General features: G+C 28.3%; 1 protein-coding gene and 1 pseudogene. Both read right to left on the bottom strand.

The annotated features are described in order from the left end of the window. Positions 1–292: 292 nt before the first annotated feature. Positions 293–502 (bottom strand): hypothetical protein, encoded by a 210-nt coding sequence (locus V7056_RS19660; RefSeq protein WP_499704080.1) that lies wholly within the window; start codon positions 500–502, stop codon positions 293–295. 242 nt (positions 503–744) lie between these two features. Beyond that, positions 745–1,086: pseudogene (locus tag V7056_RS19655) on the bottom strand (YwmA family protein); the annotation flags it as partial. Positions 1,087–1,217: the final 131 nt, after the last annotated feature.

Raw genomic sequence — 1,217 nt, 5'->3', positions numbered from 1 at the left:
GCTAATAGTACTTTTTGACAATTTATAAAATCCTCTTTGATTGTATTTAGTTGGTCATGTTTATTCATTCAATTAAATTCCTCCACAAATCTGTTTAATTGTTTAAGTTGACGAACCATTGTACGGAAAACAATATACTATTGTGGTATTCCGTGCAATATTGAGAAAGTAAATCGAGACGAATCAAAAAAACGACTCCCACATTTGGAAATCGTCTTTTATAGTTTTCTTATGTAACAAACGTGCCAGTTAGTTGCATAAGGAAGTAGATATTTTTTTAATGAATTTAATTCTACATTCCTATATACAATTTTGTAAAGGCAACAAAAGCTGCAAAAATAGCAACACCAAAATATGCTACTCCCATAATCTTCAATGTTTTGTTTTCACTCAAAATATGATCTATTCCTCCAAATATAAACATACTAGATAAAAGTATTTGAGAAATAATCATATTATGGACTGAAAGGTCATTCCAGTTATAAATGGTAAAAGCTAACATCGAGGTTCCACTTAAAATAGTTAAAAGTTTAAAAAGTTTTTTTACAAAAATAACCATTCTTCCTTTGATTAGTTAAATAGCCATTTATATAACCATCTATAAATTTACATATTCTTCAAGTCTATCTTTATGACCTTTTAATATTTAATTTTACTGCCTGTAAGCACAATAAAAAGGATCGACGAAACTATCGATCCTTTTACATAACTAACGCGCCAGTTAGTTCAATAAGATATAACGTTTCAATTATAAAAATAATGATTGTACCTTCTAAATAAAGCGTTTCTTCTTTTGTTACTTGGTTCACTATAATGGTCCATAAATCCATTTCCTAAAGACATACTCAGAAAGCCATTACTTACTCCAATGGTGTATTTTCCTGGTACAAAAGGGTATTTCTCTACTTCCCAGTTTGCATCTTTATTATTTTTCACAACTACTTCTCCAAAATAAATCGCCATTACTTTTTCAAATTCATTTCTAACTATTCCCAGCTTATTGAATTCATTCTTTTCATATAACTCAAAGTACCATTTTTCCAAATTTTTTAAGCTTTCAACTTTATAATCAGCATTAAAAATATCGGATTCTTGGGCTAACTAAATCTAATTGTATTAGTAACTCATTTCATTTATTTCTTGTGAAAATAATAAATAATAACAAGCATGAAAAGACTAATAGAGTCGTATAGCCTCCATTTAAATCTATCCTAATA

Origin of the sequence: Bacillus sp. JJ664 (assembly GCF_036962205.1) — a bacterium.
Lineage (GTDB): Bacteria > Bacillota > Bacilli > Bacillales > Bacillaceae_G > Gottfriedia.
This window is presented reverse-complemented; position numbering and strand designations above follow the sequence as displayed.

Excerpts from the sequence above, each read along its gene's own strand:
- V7056_RS19660 (WP_499704080.1), bottom strand. The coding sequence starts at position 502 with ATGTTAGCTTTTACCATTTATAACTGGAATGACCTTTCAGTCCATAAT.